The organism is Collinsella sp. SGI.184 (assembly GCF_050313415.1).
Lineage (GTDB): Bacteria > Actinomycetota > Coriobacteriia > Coriobacteriales > Coriobacteriaceae > Collinsella.
Genome location: NZ_JBNPLJ010000034.1, coordinates 1 through 3,416 on the forward strand (window position 1 = coordinate 1; position 3,416 = coordinate 3,416).

A 3,416-nucleotide genomic window follows, 5' to 3' on the forward strand; every position below is an offset into this window, starting at 1 on the left:
AAAGGAGTTCACGGCGTAAATGTGGATGCCGTGAATATTAGAATACGTCAATCTGTAAAGATTCTTAACTTTTAGCATGTACACTGACAGAACGTTAAAAAGGAGGAGCGAGATGAGAATAGCGGAGCAGGAAAAGATCAATCGTATGCAGAAGAACCTCACCGTGATCAGGAACGTCGCGCGGTGGACAACAGAGCGCCTAGGAGAGGAGATAGGGGTCTCAAGGCAGACAATCAACAGTCTGGAGCACAACAAAACGAAGATGACAAAGACTCAATACCTTGCCCTGAGGGCGGTGTTCAACCATGAAGCAATGGTGAACGAGAACACGGCGCTAGCGAAGATAATCCAGTCGTTAGTCGATGAGCCAATAGCCGAAGAAATGCCAGAGGAAGGCGAGGCGACGGGCTCTTCGAAATCAGCCGAAGAGCAAGTCGATGCGATGGACGGACTGAGCGTCGCAACAAACGTGCTTGCTAACAAGAAGTTGGTGGCAGCGATAGGAGCTGCCATCCCCACGGCGGCAATGCCGGCACTGGCAAGCGTGGCAGTAGCGCCAATCGTCAAGGAGATCATGAGGAGAGGACGCTGAGATGAAGGACGAGAACAAGAGAGCGGACATGGAAGCAGCAAGAGAAGCACCGGAAGAACTGGCAGAAAAAAGATTGGAGAAGACAAAAGCGTTCTTGAAGTGTCATGGTTTGGAAATCGTCCTGGGTGCAGGATGCGTTGGGCTTGGGATTGTCTGCGTGCGTCAAAGAGGCGTAATAGAGATGAAGGACAAGCTCATTGAGCTGCAGAAGATCAGGATTCAGGAACTCGTCTCACTCTGCGAGGAGAAGGACGCATGGTTCAAGAAACTGATGTCAGAAGCCCTTAAACTCGGGAGCTCCTTCGCCGGAAAGTGCATGGTGGATCGTCGAGAGATGTTGGCAGGGAGATAGGAATGCCCCGCCCCTCGCGCCGCCGCAGGGGGCTCGGGACGAACCCGCCGTGCGGGCGGCGCGAGGGGCCGGGCTCTGCTTTTTTGGTCTAATTCGGCTGGTAACGACGCCATGCCTTCAACGGCTGTTTCATATCGTGGTCAAAGGCGTCATAGAGGACTATCCAGTCTTCGTATACCCTCGCATTCCACCAGTTTCTAACGCGTTCGTTCGTTGCGTCGAAGAACTTCTCCATCATCACACGCGGAGAGAGAAGCTTTTCTGCGGGGTCGTGTCTCATTCCAATGAAGCTGTACTTGTCTGATCCCTCTTCTAGATCAAGTTTCCTGCATACCGTATCGAAGAATGCGTCATTGAAGAACACTCCTATCTCATGCGGCTCGTTCTCCATCTCCTTCGGGAAGTCGTCTGCACACACCCTTTTGAACCACCTGGTTACGCTGTTGCTTTTCGGGTTGTCGAAGACCATCAGGCGGTCGCATTCCCAGCATTGCCAGATTTCCACGCTTCTTACTCCGGCGGTATACTCCAGCTCAAAAAAAGCGAGGTCATCCATGTGGCTTCGGAGCTCTTCCCATGGATAAAAGCAGCACTGAGGGTTGTTCTCGTCACATCCGTTCCATAGGGTGTTCCCGCACGGGCAACCTAGCTTGGCCATTCAGCGCTCCTCCTCATGACCTGAGTTTTGCCTTTATCACTCATTGCCTGCGTCTTTCGTGCCATTATACGTTTCGTCGCCCAGCACGATGACTTCGCCAGCCTCCGGCAGCGCCGCCGTCGCAAGCTCGGATTCCAAAGCCTGCATCACGTATTCGTGCCTTCTCGCGGGTTTGTCGACAAGGACCCACTTCGCCTGGGCGAAGGACCTGCAGGCGAAGACCATCCATTGAGGTCCGTTTATCGCCATCGGGCTCTTGGTGAACGCGACCCTTCCGGCATTCACCGCGGTTGCCAGGGAGTGGGCCATGAAGAGCATGGTCCCGAGTTTAGGACGCTTCTCCCTGCTGGCGGTGATTGGGATGGACTCCCTTACGCCGTACCCCTCTGACGCCCTCTTGAGGAAGTAACCGAGGCGCACCACGACCTCCGTAAGCATCACTGGGATGGCCTGGGCGCAGAAGTGCTGAAAGTCGTAGCCCTCGTAGTACATGCCCTGGACAATCTCTGCGATGGTCTGCTCCTCCTCGCCCATACTCCCGAACTGCATGAGGTTGAACAGGCCCATGAGCGGCGCCGGCAGACCCATCGAGGTGGTCATGTCGGACTTTAGGTGGATGACCTGCTTGCAGAGAGCCGCGAAGACCGTTGCCTCCTCGCGCCCGGCGTAGCGGGGTATTTCCTGCGAGAGGATCCTTCCGAACTTGTCGATAGTGGTCATCCTCCCCGTGAGGATGTCGAGCGTTCCCACGACGAACCCGAGCAGCGGGTCGTGCCCCAGCGAGTAGAGCCTGTGCATTGCCGGCCATAGCCCCTCGACGTACTCGCTCGTGAACCCGGCGTTGTACGGGGCGTCGTAGGGGACCTTCGACGAGACGTCTCGCGCAAGTCTCTCCATCTCCTCGGGCGGGAACCTCTCGAGGAACCAGTCACGCACGTAATTCTCAAGGGGCTTCCCCCTCGTACCCTCCGAAGTTCTTTCCGGGATGCCAACGAGCAGGATGTCAACGACCGACGAGAGGATTCCAGCGGACACGCTGATGGCGACGTCTACGGGATTGAGCCTGTGGAGCGCGTTGTACTCCTCGTTGAGAATGCGAACTTTTTCGTCTGCAGACGCGAGCTCTTCTTCCGTCAGAAGCTCCTCCACATGATGGTCGCTCCCATAGTTCGCTCGCGCTTCCTTGACCAACTTGCTCCAAGATGACGCCGAGGAATCCGATTCATCCTCGTGCGAAGCAAAGGAAGTCATCTCTCCAGCCTCTAGCATCGATCTCTGCTCTCCCTTTTGGGAGCCTTCGAGGTCTTCAGCTCTTGCGTACAGCGAATAGAGGACGTCCTCTGCCTCTTGGACGATGTCGCTCCTCTTCCTTCTCATCTTGCGTCCCGCTTCAGCTCTTCGAGTTTCTCCTCAATCTCAAGTTTCTCCTGGGTCTTCTCCTCTAGCTCTTTCCTTGCCTTCTTAAGCTCTCTCTTCGGCGCTCTCTCCGCCTCAAGACGTTTTATTTTCTCCTGCAGGACCAGAAGTGCCTCACAGACTGCTGCATATTTCTTCTCGTACTGCTTGTACTTCCATTTTGCTCCCAGGAAGAAGCCAAGCACCCCCGTGAGACCGGCACCTAGGAACGGGAGCGCTTTTGGAAGCGCCTTTTTTAGATGCGGACCTAGGTTTCTCAAGATGTTCAGAAAGGCATTCATCGTTCCCTTGCCCCTTGGCGTCAGAGTCAATCGTTGCCCGAATTATAACGTCCAGCAATTCCGTCTCTTTCGTTTAGTGGGATATGCATGACGAGGGATTGAGTTGTGAACTGTTGC

At 54.9% G+C, this 3,416-nt stretch carries 5 protein-coding genes; 2 read left to right on the plus strand and 3 right to left on the minus strand.

Going from position 1 to position 3,416, the window contains the following annotated elements:
* Positions 1-112: 112 nt before the first annotated feature.
* Positions 113-592, plus strand: coding sequence for a helix-turn-helix transcriptional regulator (locus ACQRAJ_RS08655; protein ID WP_427748372.1), 480 nt, complete (start codon positions 113-115; stop codon positions 590-592).
* A gap of 1 nt (position 593) precedes the next feature.
* Positions 594-944 (plus strand): hypothetical protein, encoded by a 351-nt coding sequence (locus ACQRAJ_RS08660; RefSeq protein ID WP_427748373.1) that lies wholly within the window; start codon positions 594-596, stop codon positions 942-944.
* An 88-nt stretch (positions 945-1,032) separates the two neighbouring features.
* Here the strand turns inward: ACQRAJ_RS08660 and ACQRAJ_RS08665 are convergent, their stop codons facing one another.
* Genes ACQRAJ_RS08665 through ACQRAJ_RS08675 form a run of 3 tightly spaced genes read right to left on the minus strand, consistent with a single transcriptional unit; the run spans position 1,033 to position 3,299 of the window.
* Entirely contained in the window at positions 1,033-1,602 is a 570-nt protein-coding gene (locus ACQRAJ_RS08665) for a hypothetical protein (protein ID WP_427748374.1), read from the minus strand.
* 36 nt (positions 1,603-1,638) lie between these two features.
* Positions 1,639-2,979: a hypothetical protein gene (locus ACQRAJ_RS08670; RefSeq protein ID WP_427748375.1), complete on the minus strand. Its 1,341-nt coding sequence runs from the start codon at positions 2,977-2,979 to the stop codon at positions 1,639-1,641.
* Complete coding sequence (locus ACQRAJ_RS08675) at positions 2,976-3,299, minus strand: hypothetical protein (protein WP_427748376.1); 324 nt, start codon at positions 3,297-3,299, stop codon at positions 2,976-2,978. Before ACQRAJ_RS08675 ends, ACQRAJ_RS08670 begins: the two co-directional genes overlap by 4 nt.
* Positions 3,300-3,416 lie beyond the last annotated feature (117 nt).

Bases quoted from the DNA above. Each gene is read 5' to 3' on its own strand.
- ACQRAJ_RS08655 (WP_427748372.1), top strand. From the start codon at position 113: ATGAGAATAGCGGAGCAGGAAAAGATCAATCGTATGCAGAAGAACCTC.
- ACQRAJ_RS08660 (WP_427748373.1), top strand. From the start codon at position 594: ATGAAGGACGAGAACAAGAGAGCGGACATGGAAGCAGCAAGAGAAGCA.
- ACQRAJ_RS08665 (WP_427748374.1), bottom strand. From the start codon at position 1,602: ATGGCCAAGCTAGGTTGCCCGTGCGGGAACACCCTATGGAACGGATGT.
- ACQRAJ_RS08670 (WP_427748375.1), bottom strand. From the start codon at position 2,979: ATGAGAAGGAAGAGGAGCGACATCGTCCAAGAGGCAGAGGACGTCCTC.
- ACQRAJ_RS08675 (WP_427748376.1), bottom strand. From the start codon at position 3,299: ATGAATGCCTTTCTGAACATCTTGAGAAACCTAGGTCCGCATCTAAAA.